Here is a 15,667-nt window from a genome sequence, read left to right on the forward strand (position 1 = left end):
GGACTGTAATCGCTCGGCTTCGTGCTCCGCTCCGGCGCCGGGGCCTGCGCGGGCATAGCCTGGGTGAATGTCCTCCGTCAGCGCTGACGCGAACGAGGCCGAGAACCAGGCCTACCGCATGCGGACCGAGGTGAGCCGCACGGTCGCGGCCCGGATGGCCGAGGCGGCGGCGGCGTGGCTGGCCTCGCTCGACGACCGGCAACGCGCGGTCGCCACCGCGGGCACCCCGGGCGCCGACGCGGAGTCCGACGCCGAGCGGCTGCGCTGGTACTACACCCCGACCGACCACGGCGGGCTGCCGCTGGGCGCGCAGCGCCCCGCCCAGCAGAGCCGTGCGATGCAGCTCGTGGCCACCGGGTTGTCCGCGGCGGGGTACGGCACCGTTACGACGATCATGGGCCTGGAGAACGTGCTCGACCGCGCCGAGGGCTGGACGGTCGACTGGGGCCGCGAGCGCGGGCGCGACCCCGGCCTGTACTACCTGCGGGTCTTCGGTGAACCCCGGGGCACGGGCGCGTGGGCGTGGCGGTTCGGCGGTCATCACGTCTCGCTGAACAACCTCGTCGTCGACGGCGCGGTGCGCTCGCTGACGCCGTGTTTCCTGGGGGCCGACCCGGCCTCGTCGCCGCTGCTGGGGCCCGCCGCGCTGCGGCCGCTGGGCAGCACCGAGGACCTGGCCCGCGAGCTGGTGCGCTCGCTACCGGCCGATCTCGCGGCGCGCGCGATGCTGCTCGACCGCGCGCCGTCGGACATCATCGGCGGGAACCGGCCCCGCATCCACGACGGCGACCGGATGGTCCGGCTGCCCGACCTGTGGCGGGGACGGTTCGCCGAGCCACGGCTGGCCGACCGGATCGCGACGATGGACCGCCGGGCCGAGGAGGCGTCGGGCTATGACGCGGCCGACCACGCGCGCCTCGCGCTCACCGATACGCCGAAGGGCCTGCCCGGTTCGGCGCTCGACGCCGGGCAGCGGGAACTGCTGGCCGCGCTGCTGGAGACCTACCTGGGCCGGGTGCCCGACGGGCTGGCCGCGCCCCCCGATCTGGACGCCGTGCATCTGTCCTGGGCGGGGCCCACCGAACCGGGCGCGCCACACTACTACCGGCTGCAGGGCCCGCGGCTGCTCGCCGAGTACGACAACACCCAGCGGGGCGCCAACCACGCGCATTCCGTGTGGCGCGACCCCGAGGCCGACTTCGGCCATGACGTGCTCGCCGCGCACCGGGCCGCCGCGCACGGTTGACCGCCCGATCGGCATGTCTCGGCGTGTCTCGGCGTGTCATGGGGCCGTGACGCGGCCGGCAGCGGCCCGACGTTCGCCGTGCGGGCCATACTGTCGTTCGGAGGCGGCTGACGTGAATGCGGAGTACGTGCGGGCCCGCCCGCACCGCGCGCTGGCCCGGCTCGTGCTGGGCTATTCCGGTTACCGCGAGTTCAGCCCGGCCCCGCTGCGACGGCGGCAGGCTCCGGTCGGCTCGTGCGCGTTGATCCTCAGCTTCGGCGATCCGATCCGGCTCGACGGCCCGGCCGGGCCACTGGTTCCCCGGTCGTTCCTCGCCGGGATGCACGATGCGGCGGTGCTCACCGAGTTCACCGGTGCCCAGCACGGGGTCCAGGTCGACCTCACCCCGCTCGGGGTTTTCACGCTGCTGCGCCGCCCCATGTCCGAGCTGACCAATCGCACCGCACGGCTCGACGAGCTCGGCGACGCCGAGCTCGCGGCGCTGCCCGCCCGCCTGGCCGAGGACCGCGACTGGGCGCAGCGTTTCGCCCGGCTGGACCGGTTCCTGGCCGAGCGACTGCTGGACGAACGCGCCGCCCGCCACGACCCCGAGGTCGCGTGGGCGTGGTCCGAGCTGGTGCGCCGGGACGGCGCCGTCCCGGTGGCCGCACTCGCCGCGGAGACCGGCTGGAGCCGCCGGCACCTGCTCAACCGGTTCCGCGACCAGATCGGGCTGGCCCCCAAACCCGCGGCCCGGGTGCTGCGGTTCAGCCGGGCGACCCGGCTGCTCGTGGCCGGTTCCGACGCCGCCAGCGTCGCCGCCACCTGCGGGTATGCCGACCAGAGCCATCTGGTGCGGGAGTTTCGGGCGCTGGCGGGGTGCACGCCCGGGCAGTACCGCGCCGAGCTGGCCGTGGTGACTCGCTAGCGGTTCCCATTCGTTCAAGACCGGCGGCCCGGGTGGACCTAGCGTCTGGCCCGTGAGCATTCATCCGGTCCTGCGCTACACCGACGCACCCGCCGCCATCGCGTTCCTCACCGACACCTTCGGTCTGGTGCAGGGGCACACGAGCACCGACGACGCCGGCACGGTCACCCACGCCGAGCTGTCCTGGGACGACGCCGTGGTCATGCTGGGCACCCGGTCCGACCCGCCGGGGATGTTCGACACCGGCCGAGCCGTGCTCTACCTGACCACCGATGACCCCGACGCGCTGCACGAACGGGTCGCCGCCGCGGGCGCCGAGATCGTGTACGGGCCCTGTGAGCAGCCGTACGGGTTCCGGGAGTTCGGCGCGAAGGACCCCGAGGGCAACGTCTGGTGCTTCGGTGCCTACCGTCCGACGGCACAGGTGTCGCGATGAGCCCCGGCGGCACCACCGTCACCGACCGGCAGCCCGACGCGGCGCACCGGGCCGGTGACCGTGGGCGCGTCGTTCATCTGCTGTTCGGGTTCTTCCCGGCCCAGGTGATCCACGCGATCGCGCAGCTGGAGGTGGCCGAGCACCTGGCCGCGGGCCCACTGCCGCTCGACGAGCTCGCCCGCCGCACCGGCACCCACCCACCGTCGCTGTACCGGTTGCTGCGCGCGGCCGCAGCGCTCGATCTGGTGCGCCTCGAGCCCGGCGGCCTCGCCGCGCTCAGCCCGGACGGCGGACTGCTGAGACGGGCCGCTCCGGGCTCGGTCGGGCGGCTGGCGATGCTGTTCTGCGGCGACCAAACCTGGCGGTCCTGGGGCGAGCTGGCCGAGAGCGTGCGCACCGGGCAACCGGCGTTCGACTCGATCACCGGCCGCTCCGCGTTCGCGTTCCTGGCCGAGCACCCCGAGCTCGCCGCGGTGTTCACCGAGGCGATGGCCGAGGTCTCGCGGGCCGCCGCCCCGGCCGTCGTCGCGAGCTGCGACCTGAGCGGCATCGCCACCCTCGCCGACCTCGGCGGCGGCAACGGCACCCTGCTCAGCGAGTTTCTCGCCGCGACCCCCGGGCTGCGCGGGATCCTGTTCGACACGGCCGAGGGACTCGGCGACGCCGATGAGGTGCTCGCCGCGGCCGGCGTCGCGGACCGCACCGAACAGGTGGCGGGCGACTTCTTCACCGCCGTGCCGCCCCGCTGCGACGGCTACCTGCTCAAGAGCGTGCTGCACGACTGGAACGACGAGGACTGCCTGCGGATCCTCGCCACGACCCGCGCCGCGATGGGCCCGCACGCCACACTGTTCGTCGTCGAACCGGTCGTCCCGACCGACCGCGAGGGCCTGGCGCGCGCGCAGGTGACGCTGATGAGCGATCTGAACATGCTGGTCTGCACCGGCGGCCGGGAACGCACCGAGGACGAGTTCTCGACGTTGCTGGCCGGCGCGGGCCTGCGGCTGACCGACGTGACGCGGTGCCCGCCGCCCACGGGGTACAGCGTGCTGCGGGCGGTACCGGCGTGACCCCCGACCCGCTGCCCCGGCTGCGCGCGCTGTGCCTGGCGCTGCCGGAGGTCACCGAGAGGATCAGCCACGGCGAGCCGACCTGGTTCGTGCGCAAGGTCTTCGTCACCTACGCCGACCATCATCACGACGACCGGGTGGCGTTCTGGTGCGCCGCCGCACCGGGCGAGGCCGAGGCCATGGTGGCCGCCCATCCCGACCGGTTCTTCCGCCCGCCGTACGTGGGCGGCCGCGGCTGGCTCGGGGTCTGGCTCGACGTGCCGGTCGACTGGGACGAGATCGCCGAGATCGTCGCCGACGCGTACCGGCAGATCGCCCCGCGGCGGCTCATCGACCGGATGCCGGTGTGAACGCTCGCTAACATGTCGGGGTGTCCCGGCTGCCGATGCTTCAGCTGAACGGTGCGCGATACGAGTACGAGGACATCCCTGCCGCCTCCGGCGGGGACACCCTCGCCCCCCTGCTGTTCCTGCACGAGGGTCTCGGCTCGGTCGGGCTCTGGCGCGGTTTCCACCGGCGCATCGCCGCGGCCACCGGCAGACGCGCCGTCGCCTACTCCCGGCTCGGCCACGGATACTCGGACCTGCCGCCGACCAAGCGGACCCCGTCGTTCATGCACGAGGAGGCGGTGGGCGTCGTGCCGGCGCTCGCGGCGGCGCTCGGCCTCGTCGAACCGGTGCTGGTCGGGCACAGCGACGGCGCCTCGATCGCGCTGCTGGTCGCCGCGGCGCAACCGGTCCGCGGGCTGGTGACGCTGGCGCCGCACGTGTTCGTCGAACCGCACGGTCTCGACGGCATCGTCGCCACCCGCACCGCCTACCTCGAGGGTGACCTGCGCACCCGCATGACCCGCCACCACCGGGATCCCGACGTGACGTTCTGGAACTGGAACGACGTGTGGCTCGACCCGCAGTTCCGGAACTGGGACATCACCGCCGAGCTCGCCGGGATCCGCTGCCCGGTCCTCGGCGTTCAGGGCGAGGCCGACCAGTACGGGTCGATGGTGCACGTCGAGGCCGTGCACGAGCGCGCGCTCGGTCCCGTCACGCTGCTCGCCCTGTCCTGTGGGCACTCCCCGCACCTGGAACGACCCGAGGAGACCGACCGGGCCGTCACCGATTTCCTACGATCGCTGGGCTGAACCGGCCATGCCGGGTCCGGTGCCCGCCCGGAACGCCGGCACCCGGGTCGGGTTCGGGTGCGGCTGGGCCCGCAGCAGCGGCAGCACCCGCTCGCCGACGACCTCCGAGAGCAGCACCACGCTGGTCGAGCGGATGACCGGGCCCGACCGGCCGATCCGCAGCAGGGTCGCGTGCAGGTCCTCGTGCGAGACGGCCGCGACCCGGCAGATCACGTCCGCGGTTCCCGTCGTCGCGTGCGCCTCGAGCACGCCGGGAATGGCGTCGAGCTCGGCGCGCACCGCCTCGATCGCGCCTTGGGCGATCTCCAGGAAGACGAAGGCCTGGACCGGGAAGCCGGCGGCACGCAGGTCGATCTCGGGACCGTACCCGGTGATCACCCCGGTTCGCTCCAGCCGTTCGAGCCGGGCGGTCACCGTGGCGCGGGCGACCCGCGCCAACCGTGAGAGCTCCAGTGCACCCGCCCGCGGATGCGCCCGCAGCAGGGCGATCAGTTCGACGTCCAGGGCGTCGAGATTGCTGTTCGGAAGGCTCATTCAGCAGGCCTCTCTCTGACCGCCACGGCTGGTTGGTCTCGGTGAGCATGGCAGTCTGCTCAGCTCGCCGACCATCCCGTCCACGCGGTCGGGGTCAGCGCCAGCACCGGCCCGGCCGGCCGCGCGTCACGGTAGGGCGGGTACTTCGCCACCAGCGCGTCCAGCGCCCGCGCCCGCAGCACGCCGTCGGTGTGCACGGCCGCCAGCCCATCGATACGAACCCACCACAGCCGCGTCCAGTCCTCGGCGTAGTGGTCGACCAGCAGCGCCGCCCGCGGATCGCGTTCGACGTCGGTCAGCCGGGCCAACCGGCCGTGGCGCTTGGGTTTCACCTCGTCGACGGCCGACCAGAGCACCCCGTCCACCAGGGCGAACGTGATCGGCACCAGCCGGGGAGTGCCGTCGGGGCGCACCGTCGCGAGTCGCCCGACCCGCGCCGCGGCGACCCGGCGGAGCTGCTCGGCGCGCCCCAGCGCAGGCACCGCCTCAGCTCCCCGCGCGCAGTCGAGATCGCCCCGCCGGGCCAGACGCGCCGATCCTGCCCTCACGCACCATGACGTTCCTCCAGCACACCCCGTTCGCGACCGGTGTCACCAGGATGATCGACCTCGTGCCCCCGGGGAACGCCGGGCCGCGCCCGCTCGGCGGCGGATAGGCTGCCTCCGTGTTCGTCGTCCACGGGCTGTGGTCTCCTGGGCGCGGGCTGCTGTTGTGGGCCGAGGACGGCGAGCGTTCCGCGACGACGAGCAGCCGCTCGCTGCGCTCGGCCCGGCCGCACCCGTTCGCGGTGCCGTCGGCCGAGCTGGCCGAGCTGCATCCGGGCAAGCCCGTCATCGTCAACCTGCTGCTGCCCTCGCGGCGATCGGGCCCGCTGGCCTCGCCGGAGCTCGTCCGCTCCGCCCCGGTTCGCGCGACCCGGTCGGCACCGAGCCTGCTGCCCTGGTCGGTGCCTGCCGTGATCGTCGACCCCACCGAGCTGGGCGACCCCGCCGAGCAGGTGCGCTACGGGGCTTCGGTCGCGCATCTGCGCGAGCTCGTGCGGTTCGCCGACGGCCTCGCCGCGCGCGGCCGGGTGCTGCCCACGCTGATCCGCGAACCGGTTCCGGCGGCCCGCTGGCGCCCGATCGTCCAGGGTCGCGATGCGCTCGTGTTCGACGCGCTGGTGGCGGCGCTGCCCCCGGTCGGCCGGGCCGAACAGCAGGCGCCGGGCGCAACCACCGGGCCGGACCCGCGGGAGCTGGTCGGCGACGCGGTCGCGGTGCTCACCGACCTCGTGGTCCGCGATCGGCTGGCCCGGGCCGACACCCCGGTCGTCCTCGTCCCGCCGCGGCGCGGTCGGATCCCGCGTCGCGTCCCGGTCACCGAGGCGTGGCTCGCCGCGCTGCTCTCCCCGGACGCCCGGGTCGACGCGCAGCAGACCGAGCTGCGCGAGCTCACCCGCGCGCTCGGCCCGTGGGACGAGGTCGGCACCGAATCCGCAGGCCCGGCCCGGGCATCGTTCCGGCTCGCCGAGGTCCGGGTGCTCGACGATCCGGCCGATCCCGACGGCCCGAGCACCGACCAGACCGGGGACGGCACCCGCTGGCAACTGCAGTTCCACCTGCAGTCCGCGGCCGACCCGAGCCTGCTGGTGCCCGCGGCCCGGATCTGGGGCGGCGGCGCCGGCGCGGTGCGCACGCTGATCGGCGAACCGCAGGAGCTGCTGCTGGCCGAGCTCGGCCGGGCCGCGCTGGTCTACCCCGCGCTCACACCCGCGCTGCGCGGGGCCCGGCCGGAGGCGCTCGACCTCGACCCCGACGGCGCCGCGCGGTTCCTCACCGAGGGCGCCGCGCTGCTGCTCGGCGCGGGGTTCGGCGTGCAGCTGCCCGCGGGCTGGGACGGCAGCAAACGGCTGGGGCTGCGGTTGTCGGTGCGCACCACCCCGACGGCGGGCGTCGTCACCCGCGGTGGTCTCGGCCGCGAGCAGGTGGCCGACTTCCGGTGGGGCCTCGCGGTCGGCGACGACGTGCTCGACGCCGACGAGCTCGACGCGTTGGTGGCGGCCAAGGCACCGCTGGTGCGGTTGCGCGGCACCTGGGTCACGATCGATCGCGAGCAGCTGCGCGCCGGTCTGGAGTTCCTGCGCCGGGCGGAGCGGGACCGTCGCGGACGGCCCGTCCCCTCGGCCGCCGAGGTGCTCGCCCTGGCCCAGGGCCATCCGGCCGCCGCCACCGGTCTCGCGGGCGACCAGCCGCCCCTGCCGGTCACCGGCGTGGACGCGCAGGGCTGGCTCGGCGATCTGCTCGCCGGGACCGCCGAACGCGCGCTGGAGCCGCTTCCCCCTCCTGAGGGCTTCACCGCCCGGCTGCGGCCGTACCAGCAGCGCGGGCTGTCGTGGCTGGCGTTCCTGTCCACGCTGGGGTTGGGCGCCTGTCTGGCCGACGACATGGGCCTGGGCAAGACCGTGCAGCTGCTGGCCCTGGAGGCGCACGAACGGGCCGGGCCCGGCGAAGCCCGCGGCCCGACGCTGCTGCTGTGCCCGATGTCGCTGGTCGGGACCTGGCAGCGGGAGGCCGCCCGGTTCGCGCCCGCGCTACGGGTTCTGGTCCACCACGGTGGTGAGCGGGTGCGCGGGAACGGGTTCGGGGCCGCGGTGGCGGCCGCCGACCTCGTCGTCACCACCTACGGCACCGCCACCCGCGACATCGACCTGCTCGCCGACGTCGCCTGGCGCCGGGTCGTCCTCGACGAGGCCCAGGCGATCAAGAACAGCCTCGCCGCCGCGTCCAAGGCGGTGCGCAGGCTGCGAGCCGAGCACCGTGTCGCGCTCACCGGCACCCCGATGGAGAACCGGCTGGCCGAGCTGTGGTCGGTGCTGGACTTCCTCAACCCCGGGGTGCTCGGCAGCGCCGAGCGGTTCCGGCGGCGGTTCGCGGTTCCGGTCGAGCGCTACGGCGACACCGAGGCCGCCGGGTTGTTGCGCCGCATCACCCGCCCCTACCTGCTGCGCCGGGTGAAGACCGACCCCGAGGTCATCGACGACCTGCCGGAGAAGATCGAGATCACCCAGCACTACCGGCTCACCCGCGAGCAGGCGTCGCTGTACCAGACGGTCGTCGACGACATGATGGAGAAGATCGAGGGCTCGGACGGGATCGCGCGGCGCGGCAACGTGCTGGCGGCGATGACCAAGCTCAAACAGGTGTGCAACCACCCGGCCCAGCTGCTGCACGACGGCTCGGCGCTCGGACGGCGCTCGGGGAAGGTCGCGCGGCTGGAGGAGATCCTCACCGAGATCCTCGCCGAGGGCGACAAGGTGCTGTGCTTCACCCAGTTCACCGAGTTCGCGTCGATGCTGGTGCCGCATCTGTCCGCCCGGTTCGACCAGGAGGTGCTCTACCTGCACGGCGGCACGAACAAGCGACAGCGGGACGAGATGATCACGAGGTTCCAGTCGGCCGAAGGACCGTCGATCTTCCTGCTCTCGCTCAAGGCGGGCGGCACCGGGCTCACCCTCACCGCGGCCAACCACGTCGTGCATCTCGACCGCTGGTGGAACCCGGCGGTCGAGGACCAGGCCACCGACCGGGCGTTCCGGATCGGGCAGCACCGCACCGTTCAGGTGCGCAAGTTCGTCTGTCCCGGCACGGTCGAGGAACGGATCGACGAGATGATCACTTCCAAGAAGGCGCTGTCCGGCATGGTGATCAGCGACGGGGAGAGCTGGCTGACCGAGCTGTCCACCGTCGAGCTGCGCGAGGTGCTGAGGCTGGGAGCGGAGGCCGTGGAGGGCGCGGATGAGTGAACGCACGCCGTGGTGGCACGACGCCCCGCCGAGCCGGCCGCGACGGGTCAGCGGCGGCATCCAGATCCACGGCACCCGCGGAGCGGTCGCCCGGACGTGGTGGTCGGCCCGGTTCATCGAGGTCCTGGAGTCCCTCGGGGTCGGGGGCCGGCTGGCCCGGGGCCGCACCTACGCCCGTGCCGGGCAGACGCTGGACCTTCGGGTCGAGCCGGGCGCGGTCGTCGCCCGCGTGCAGGGCACCCGGCCGCAGCCCTACCGGGTCCGGATCGGGCTGCGCACCTACGGAAAGGCCGAATGGGCCGCGGTGGAGCAGGCGCTCGCCGAGGACGCCTGGTACGCCGCCACCCTGCTGGCCGGCCGGATGCCGCCGGAGATCGAGCAGCTGTTCACCGGGCTGGGGCTGGCGCTGTTCCCGGCGGGCGGACACGACCTGAGCATGGACTGCTCGTGCCCGGACCACGCCGTCCCCTGCAAGCATCTGGCCGCGGTGTTCTACATCCTGGCCGAGCGCTTCGACGCCGACCCGTTCGAGGTGCTCACGCTGCGTGGCCGGGACCGGGAGACCCTGCTGGCGAACCTGCGAACCCGGCGCAGCGACACCGGTCCCGCCCCGGAGGCGCCGACGGCCACCCCGCTGGCCGACCTGCTCGACGCATTCTTCACCGCGGGTCCGGCCGGAGCCGCCGCGGACCTGCCACCCCCACCCACTCCGCCCGACGCCCTGCTCGACCAGCTCCCGGCGTTCCCGATCGACGTCCGCGGGCACCGCGTCGTCGACCTGCTGAGGCCGGCCTACCGCGCGCTCGGGGACACGGAGGACTCACTGGTACGAGACGTAGACCGGTGAGGTGGGCCCGACCGCGACCGTCTGGGCGGGGGTGAAGGTGGGTGTGTCCTCGTCGTAGAAGTTCTTCCAGCCCCACCAGACGTTCGGTGGCGGGTCGGCGTGCAGGACCTTCCAGGTGTCGAGCTTGCGCTCGGGGGTCCCGAAACCGTCCGCGTGGATCAGGACGGCGAGCTCGTCGCGGCCGGTGTCGACCTGGCCACGGTTGCTGATCATGCCGAGCTGGAACTGGTGCAGCAGGAGCAGCTTCTGGGGCAGGTGGTGGTCGCGGGTGAGGTCGGCGAGCCATTCGATGACGGTGTTGACCTCCGCCGCGCTCACCGAGCCGATCCGCACCCGGTGGAGCTGGCCGGGGCCCAGCCGCCACTCGGGATCGAGGGCGAGCCCCACATGGGGTTCGGTGAGCAGTTCGGTGTAGCGGCGGGCCTGGCTCGCGAAGTCGGACCGGCCGGGCTGCAGATCGAGCACGACGTAGATGCCCGCGGCGCGGGCGGCGTCGACCCAGGGGCGCAGCTCGGCCACCGAGGACTCGGCGGAGTAGTTCCCGTCGGGTCCGGGAGCCGAGTCCGCGACGGTGGCGATGATCTCGAAGGCGGGGATCACCGGCTCCGTGACCAGTGACTGGTAGGACTGGGCCAGCTGCTGCGCCCGCCGGACCGCTTCCTCGACCGGCTGCTCGCCGAGTACCCCGAGGGCCGGCGCGCCGGGGTGCCCGTACAGCGCGACCATGCGGCGCCCCGGGAAGAGCACCGTCCCGCCGCCGGGAAGCGCCCCGCCGACAGCCGCGGTCTCGAGCCTGCTGCCGAGAACCTCGGGCGTGCCGAAGCCGGCGCCCAGCGCGACGACGCGACCCGCGGGTTGCTCGGTCAACATCGCGGCCAGACCGGCATCGGCCCGCGGATCGGGTGCGGACAGGACCCGCACCCGCGCGCCGGATGCCCGGGCGGTCGCGACTGCCGCGGCCTGCTCGGGTGCGGGCTGGGCGAGGACGAGGAGCGGCGCCACCGGCACGGGCGGGGCCACGGCCGGCAGGAGCACCCGGTCGGACCACCGGTCCGGCCGGTCCGGCGCGGGTGGGCCGGTGGCGAGCAAGGCGGTCGGGTCCCGCTCAAGGGCGGCGACGGAGGCGACCAGGCGGACCGGGTCGACCGGCTCCGGCACGCCGAACCGCCGTCCGGTGAGCCGTTCGAGCGCCGCCGGATCCGCGGGTGCCTCGATGACCGCGGGCCCGCCGTCCAGCTTCCGCGCCCAGTCGGCCGCCGTCCCGACGGTGAGCACGACCGTGGCGCCCAGCCTGCGCAGTTCGTCCCGGACCGGCCCGCCCGGGTCCCCGACCGGCGTGACCAGTGCGGGTACCCCCAGGGCCACGGCGAGCGAGGCCGACCGGGCCTGGCCTTCGACATCGTCATGGGCGGCCAGCACGACGACCGGCGCCCGGCGGTACAGGGCCGCGCTCGTCGCCACCGCCAGCTCGGCCGCGTCCGCACCGGTGACGACGACCGGCCGCTCCCCAGGGTCGCGCAGCTGGGGAGCCTGCGGCGCGGCCGTGTGGCGGGCGCACCCGGCGGTGAGCACAGCGAGGATCACCGCGACGACTACCGCCCGTCCACCGCCGATTCGTCCCATTCCGGCCCCCCCGAACGTCCTGGTACGCAGGCTAGGTGGCCCTGGCAGCAGGGGCAGCGGGACACGCCCGTGGACGGCCGGGTCAGGTCGCGACGGCGGGCTCGCTCAGTCGGCCGGAGCGCAGCGCCCAGCGCTCGAACCACAGCGTGAACAGCGGTGGAACCGCGGCGACCAACGCGAGCAGGACGGTACGCGCGTCCCAGCTCAGCCGCCGGGCGGCCACGACGGCGATCACCAGGTAGGCCACGAACAACGCCCCGTGGATCGGTCCGAAGATCTTCACCCCGACCTCGTTGCCGACGGCGACGTGCTTGAAGAACATGCCCACCAGCAAACCGGCCCACGAGCAGGCCTCGGCGATCGCGATCGCCCGGAAGGCGCGGGCGGCACCGGGACGGGAGGGGTCGGGCTGCTCGGTCATCGGCAACTCCTGGGCTCGGGCGAGGTCGTCCCCGTCCACTGTGCCGCATGTCCGCGACCGACCTTCTACCGGGTGTCGAAAATCTCGTCGCCCCGCCGAGCAGCCGAACGCCGGTGGGCGGTGCCGTCCGCCCCGGCTTCCCCGGCACCGACGGTCACGAACGGCGGTGGACCTTGACCGCCCTCAGTAGGGTCGGGACATGTCCGTCGACCACCTCAGGGACCGGCGCGGCCGGGATCGCGATCCCGCGGGACGGGCCCGAAACGCGCGCCCGCGCGACGCCAGCGGTCGGCCGCTGCCCTACGACCGGCCGGGGGTGCCCCGGATTCCCGAGGACCTCGTGCTGACCCCGTAGGAGACCGTCACCAAGGCTCAGCGGCTGCTCGAGGACGACCTGCCGTTCCATGCGCACGAGGTGCTGGAGGCGGCGTGGAAGTCCGCAGGCCCGGCGACCCGGGACCTCTGGCGAGCTCTCGCGCAGCTCGCGGTCGGGCTGACGCACGCCCAGCGGGGCAACGCGCGCGGCGCGGTCGCACTCCTGCAGCGCAGCGCGGACGGTATCGCGAGGTGGGTCGGCGACCCACCGGCCCGGCTGGACCTGGACGGTCTGGCCCGGCACGCCACCGCGCTGGCCGAGCGGATCGAGCGGTCCGGCATGGGGGCCGTGGGCGAGGCGGACCTACGCCCGCGGATGCAACGCTCCTGAGCCTGTCCCGGCTCGAACCGACCGCGCTGCCGAGCGCGGTCACTCGAACAGGATCACTCCCCGGATGTTCTTGCCGTCGTGCATGTCCTGGTAACCCTGCTGAATCTGGTCGAGCGAGTACGTCTGGGTGATCAGCTCGTCGAGCTTCAGCACTCCGTCCTGGTAGAGCTGCAGCTGGCGGAGGATGTCGAAGCTGGGCGACGACCCGCCGAAAAGGGAGCCCTGCAGCCGCTTCTGGAACAAGGTCAGCTCGGAGATCGCGATCGGCAGCCCGACCTCGCCGATGTCGCCGAGGCCCGTGACCACGACCGTGCCCGCCTTGCGGATCGCTGCGAACGCCTGCGCCACATGCTCGGGCTTCGTGACGCCGACCGTGACGATCGCCGAGTCGGCCCCCTGCCCGTTGGTCATCTCCTTGGCGAGCTCGGCGGCCTCCTCGATGGTCTCGGTGCTGTGCGTGGCACCCAGCTCCTGGGCCTTCTCGCGCTTGAACGCCACCGGGTCGACCGCGATGACGTTCGTCGCGCCCGCGTGCCGCGCGCCCTGCACCGAGTTGATCCCGATGCCGCCGATGCCCATCACGATCACCGTGTCGCCGGGCCGCGTTTGCGCGGAGTTCACCGCCGAACCCCAGCCGGTCCCGACGCCGCATCCCAGCAGGCAGGCCTTGTCCAGCGGGATGTCGGAGGGGATCTTCACCGCCGACTCCACGGCCACGGTCGTCGTCTCGCAGAAGGTGGAGATCCCGCACATCTGCCCCACCGGCTTGCCCCCGAGGCTGAGCCGGAAGTCCTCGGGGTCGTCCCACCGCGAGCCGACGAGCAACGTCGCGCCGAGGTCGCACAGGTTCTGCTGGCCGGTCGCGCACCAACGGCAGCGCCCACATCCGGGGAGGAAGGAGAACACGACGTGATCACCCTCGGCGAAGCCACGGACCCCGGCGCCGATCGCGGTCACGACGCCGGCCCCCTCGTGACCGCCCGCAAACGGGTAGATCCCGACCGGGACATCGCCGGTGGCGACGTGGTCGTCGGAGTGGCACAGCCCGGAAGCCGCCAGCTTGACCTGGATCTCACCGGGCCTCGGGTCGTCCACCTCGAGATCGACGACCTCGTACTTGCCGGGCGCCTGGCGTATCACTGCTCCACGGGTCTGCATCGAGCCTCGCCCCTTCGTCGACGTTGAGCGATCGGGTACGCAGGCGACCATATGACGGGAATCACACGGACGAAAGCCGCCGGACAGCGCCGCCCCGCGAGTCGCGGTATTTCCGCGACCGAGTCGGGGCATCCAGGCGACACGCGCCCGCTGCCGGCCGCGGCCACCTCACCGCGGCAACCTGCGCCAGATCGCTCTCGGCACCAGTCGCATCCCGAAGAAGATCGGCCGCAGCAGCGCGGGAACCCACACCTCGCCGCGCCTGCCGCGCACAGCCGCGACCGCGGCGTCGGCGACCTGTTCCGGGGTGCTGGAGAACGGCGCCGGTGCCATCCCGCAGGTCATCCGGCCGATCACGAACCCAGGGCGGACCAGCACCAGCCGCACCCCGCTGTCGTGCAGGGCATCGGCCAGCCCGCTGGCGAAGCCGTCCAGACCGGCCTTGGCCGACCCGTAGACATAGTTCGCCCGGCGCACCCTGACTCCGGCGACCGAGGAGAACACGACCAGCGTGCCGCGCCCCTGTGCCCGCAGCAGGTGCGCGAGATGGGTGAGCACGTGCACGTGCGCCACATAGTCGGTGTGCACGATCTGCACGGCGTGCGCGGCGTCGGCCTCGGCACGGGCCTGCTCGCCGAGGATCCCGAACGCGACGACGACGAGGTCGATGCGGCCGTGCCGCGCCCACAGCGCGTCGAGCAGCGGGCGGTGCGACGCGAGATCGTCGGCGTCGAACTCGACCCGCTCGACGGTGCTCGCCCCGGCCGCACGGACCCGGCGCTCCTCGTGGTCGAGATCGTCGCAGCGGCGGGCGGCGAGCACCACCCTCCGCGCCCCGGAACCCGCAAGCCGCTCCGCGACCGCGACCCCGATCTCGCTGCGCCCACCCAACACCAGCACCGTCTCGGCCATCCCGCGAGTCTCGCGCCTCGGCATACTGTCGCGGTGACCACCCCGCCGCGGCGGGCCGCAGTGCTCGGCTCCCCCATCGCCCATTCGCTGTCCCCGGTCCTGCACCGGGCCGCCTATGCCGCCCTCGGGCTCGACCGGTGGCGCTACGACGCCCACGAGTGCGATGAGGCGGGCCTGGCTCCCTTCCTCGACGGACTGGGGCCGGAGTGGGTCGGGCTGTCGTTGACGATGCCGCTCAAACGGGTCGCGCTGGCCGTGGCCGATCGGGTCTCCCCACTGGCGGCGGCGACCGGAGCGGCGAACACGCTGATCCTGGGCCCGGACGGCAGGTATGCCGAGAACACCGACGTCGTCGGCATCGTCGCCGCGCTGCGCGAGGGCGGGGTGGAACACACCCGGGGTGCGGTGATCCTCGGCGCCGGCGGAACGGCGCAGGCCGCGCTCGCCGCGCTGCGGGAGCTGGGAACGACCGAGCCGCTGGTGCTCGTCCGCGATACCGCACGGGCCGGCGAGCTGTGCGCTGCGGCTGCGCGGCTCGGTGTCTCCCCACGTGTCGAGGCCGCGCTGACCGACCCGGCGCTGGCCACCGCCGCGCTCGCCGACGCCGAGGTGGTGATCTCCACGCTCCCGGCGGGCGCAGCCGATGCCCTGGCCGCTACCCCATGGTCCGGCTCGGCCACCGTGCTCGACGTCGTCTACGCCCCATGGCCGACACCGTTCGCGGCCGCGGCGGCGAACGCGGGCTGCGCCGTCGTCAGCGGGCTCGCGATGCTGCTGCACCAGGCCGCCGCGCAGGTCGAGCTGATGACCGGGCGACCGGGGCCGATCGAGGCGATGCGCGCGGCCCTCGACGCAGCTCAAGCCCCCCTGTGAGTGCGTAAC

15 protein-coding genes and 1 pseudogene are annotated in these 15,667 nt (G+C 73.8%); 10 read left to right on the forward strand and 6 right to left on the reverse strand.

Going from position 1 to position 15,667, the window contains the following annotated elements; all coding sequences use genetic code 11:
* The first annotated feature begins 67 nt into the window (after nucleotides 1-67).
* The 6 genes from ACFQE5_RS07545 to ACFQE5_RS07570 all read left to right on the forward strand — a co-directional run bounded on the left by ACFQE5_RS07545 (nucleotide 68) and on the right by ACFQE5_RS07570 (nucleotide 4,800).
* A complete protein-coding gene (locus tag ACFQE5_RS07545) occupies nucleotides 68-1,246 on the forward strand; it encodes a DUF3500 domain-containing protein (protein WP_379584102.1) in 1,179 nt (392 codons plus the stop codon).
* 112 nt (nucleotides 1,247-1,358) lie between these two features.
* The gene (locus tag ACFQE5_RS07550; protein ID WP_379584103.1) at nucleotides 1,359-2,153 is read left to right on the forward strand and encodes an AraC family transcriptional regulator; all 795 of its coding nucleotides are present in this window, start codon (nucleotides 1,359-1,361) and stop codon (nucleotides 2,151-2,153) included.
* A 52-nt stretch (nucleotides 2,154-2,205) separates the two neighbouring features.
* On the forward strand, nucleotides 2,206-2,589 hold the full coding sequence (locus tag ACFQE5_RS07555; protein WP_379584104.1) for a VOC family protein: 384 nt from the start codon (nucleotides 2,206-2,208) through the stop codon (nucleotides 2,587-2,589).
* On the forward strand, nucleotides 2,586-3,659 hold the full coding sequence (locus ACFQE5_RS07560) for a methyltransferase (protein ID WP_379584105.1): 1,074 nt from the start codon (nucleotides 2,586-2,588) through the stop codon (nucleotides 3,657-3,659). Before ACFQE5_RS07555 ends, ACFQE5_RS07560 begins: the two co-directional genes overlap by 4 nt.
* Nucleotides 3,656-4,009 (forward strand): MmcQ/YjbR family DNA-binding protein, encoded by a 354-nt coding sequence (locus tag ACFQE5_RS07565; RefSeq protein ID WP_379584106.1) that lies wholly within the window; start codon nucleotides 3,656-3,658, stop codon nucleotides 4,007-4,009. Before ACFQE5_RS07560 ends, ACFQE5_RS07565 begins: the two co-directional genes overlap by 4 nt.
* A 20-nt stretch (nucleotides 4,010-4,029) precedes the next feature.
* Nucleotides 4,030-4,800 (forward strand): alpha/beta fold hydrolase, encoded by a 771-nt coding sequence (locus tag ACFQE5_RS07570; RefSeq protein ID WP_379584107.1) that lies wholly within the window; start codon nucleotides 4,030-4,032, stop codon nucleotides 4,798-4,800.
* On the opposite strand, the gene ACFQE5_RS07575 is transcribed toward ACFQE5_RS07570, so the two are convergent.
* On the reverse strand, nucleotides 4,783-5,334 hold the full coding sequence (locus ACFQE5_RS07575) for an Lrp/AsnC family transcriptional regulator (protein ID WP_379584108.1): 552 nt from the start codon (nucleotides 5,332-5,334) through the stop codon (nucleotides 4,783-4,785). The two genes, ACFQE5_RS07570 and ACFQE5_RS07575, sit on opposite strands and share 18 nt — an antisense overlap.
* A gap of 59 nt (nucleotides 5,335-5,393) precedes the next feature.
* Nucleotides 5,394-5,816, reverse strand: a complete 423-nt coding sequence (locus ACFQE5_RS07580) for a TIGR03668 family PPOX class F420-dependent oxidoreductase (protein ID WP_379584109.1) — start codon at nucleotides 5,814-5,816, stop codon at nucleotides 5,394-5,396.
* A gap of 182 nt (nucleotides 5,817-5,998) precedes the next feature.
* Here ACFQE5_RS07580 and ACFQE5_RS07585 point away from each other — a divergent pair, with 182 nt between their 5' ends.
* Together ACFQE5_RS07585 and ACFQE5_RS07590 are read left to right on the forward strand one after the other, a co-directional pair.
* Nucleotides 5,999-9,118 (forward strand): SNF2-related protein, encoded by a 3,120-nt coding sequence (locus ACFQE5_RS07585; RefSeq protein WP_379584110.1) that lies wholly within the window; start codon nucleotides 5,999-6,001, stop codon nucleotides 9,116-9,118.
* Nucleotides 9,111-9,965: an SWIM zinc finger family protein gene (locus ACFQE5_RS07590; protein WP_379584111.1), complete on the forward strand. Its 855-nt coding sequence runs from the start codon at nucleotides 9,111-9,113 to the stop codon at nucleotides 9,963-9,965. The genes ACFQE5_RS07585 and ACFQE5_RS07590 overlap by 8 nt, the downstream gene beginning before the upstream one ends.
* Here ACFQE5_RS07590 and ACFQE5_RS07595 read toward each other — a convergent pair.
* Both ACFQE5_RS07595 and ACFQE5_RS07600 read right to left on the reverse strand, forming a co-directional pair.
* The gene (locus ACFQE5_RS07595; RefSeq protein WP_379584112.1) at nucleotides 9,939-11,549 is read right to left on the reverse strand and encodes a hypothetical protein; all 1,611 of its coding nucleotides are present in this window, start codon (nucleotides 11,547-11,549) and stop codon (nucleotides 9,939-9,941) included. The two genes, ACFQE5_RS07590 and ACFQE5_RS07595, sit on opposite strands and share 27 nt — an antisense overlap.
* A gap of 121 nt (nucleotides 11,550-11,670) precedes the next feature.
* Nucleotides 11,671-12,009, reverse strand: a complete 339-nt coding sequence (locus ACFQE5_RS07600; RefSeq protein WP_379584113.1) for a DUF3817 domain-containing protein — start codon at nucleotides 12,007-12,009, stop codon at nucleotides 11,671-11,673.
* A gap of 199 nt (nucleotides 12,010-12,208) precedes the next feature.
* Here ACFQE5_RS07600 and ACFQE5_RS07605 point away from each other — a divergent pair.
* Nucleotides 12,209-12,715: pseudogene (locus tag ACFQE5_RS07605) on the forward strand (DUF309 domain-containing protein).
* A gap of 39 nt (nucleotides 12,716-12,754) precedes the next feature.
* On the opposite strand, the gene ACFQE5_RS07610 reads toward ACFQE5_RS07605, so the two are convergent.
* Complete coding sequence (locus tag ACFQE5_RS07610) at nucleotides 12,755-13,873, reverse strand: NDMA-dependent alcohol dehydrogenase (protein ID WP_379584114.1); 1,119 nt, start codon at nucleotides 13,871-13,873, stop codon at nucleotides 12,755-12,757.
* Nucleotides 13,874-14,041: 168 nt separating this feature from the next.
* Nucleotides 14,042-14,785 (reverse strand): decaprenylphospho-beta-D-erythro-pentofuranosid-2-ulose 2-reductase, encoded by a 744-nt coding sequence (locus ACFQE5_RS07615; protein ID WP_379584115.1) that lies wholly within the window; start codon nucleotides 14,783-14,785, stop codon nucleotides 14,042-14,044.
* Between the two features lie 33 nt (nucleotides 14,786-14,818).
* Between ACFQE5_RS07615 and ACFQE5_RS07620 the strand changes: the two genes are divergently transcribed.
* The gene (locus ACFQE5_RS07620) at nucleotides 14,819-15,658 is read left to right on the forward strand and encodes a shikimate dehydrogenase (protein WP_379584116.1); all 840 of its coding nucleotides are present in this window, start codon (nucleotides 14,819-14,821) and stop codon (nucleotides 15,656-15,658) included.
* Nucleotides 15,659-15,667 lie beyond the last annotated feature (9 nt).

It is taken from the genome of Pseudonocardia hispaniensis (genome assembly GCF_042658695.1).
Lineage (GTDB): Bacteria > Actinomycetota > Actinomycetes > Mycobacteriales > Pseudonocardiaceae > Pseudonocardia > Pseudonocardia hispaniensis.